The following is a 410-nucleotide window of genomic DNA, read 5'->3' as shown; positions in this document are numbered from 1 at the left end:
GGGTGGCTTAAATCACGCAGCGTCATTTCATAGAGTTGCGTTAGCCCTTTATTATCATTGATATGATCTTCAATTAAGATCCCACAGGTGCGTGAGTTACCCACATCAAGAATAAGATCAACTTCAATCGCGGGCTCTTGCGGTTTGGTTTCGTTAATTTTGATTTCAGGTAAGCGTAACTTCTCACCTAAGATATTGAGTAAATTAAGGTAATGTGCCTGATGTTGAAACTCTTTAAGTGCATCTTCAAGTTCATCATGGTACATCTTGGTCACTGCCAGTGCTCTTTCGCTAAAGACTTCCTTTAACCAACCATCAATCCACGGTGTTTCAAGGAAGTTCTCAACTTCATAGCCCAAATAAGCCAACGCAAAAGCGACACCAGAGCGAACATCTTCTTCGTTTGGCGC

The 410-nt window shown here is 42.0% G+C and carries 1 protein-coding gene; it reads right to left on the bottom strand.

What is annotated here, in order from left to right; genetic code table 11:
• Nucleotides 1-410, bottom strand: a 410-nt coding sequence (locus EVJ34_RS15510; RefSeq protein WP_201739963.1) for a virulence factor SrfB, incomplete at both ends; no start/stop codon positions are given.

This window comes from Exiguobacterium sp. SL-9, assembly GCF_004336985.1.
In the GTDB taxonomy this organism is placed as follows: Bacteria; Bacillota; Bacilli; order Exiguobacteriales; family Exiguobacteriaceae; genus Exiguobacterium.
The sequence above is the reverse complement of the archived record's forward strand: the minus strand, read 5'-3'. Positions and strand labels throughout refer to the sequence as shown.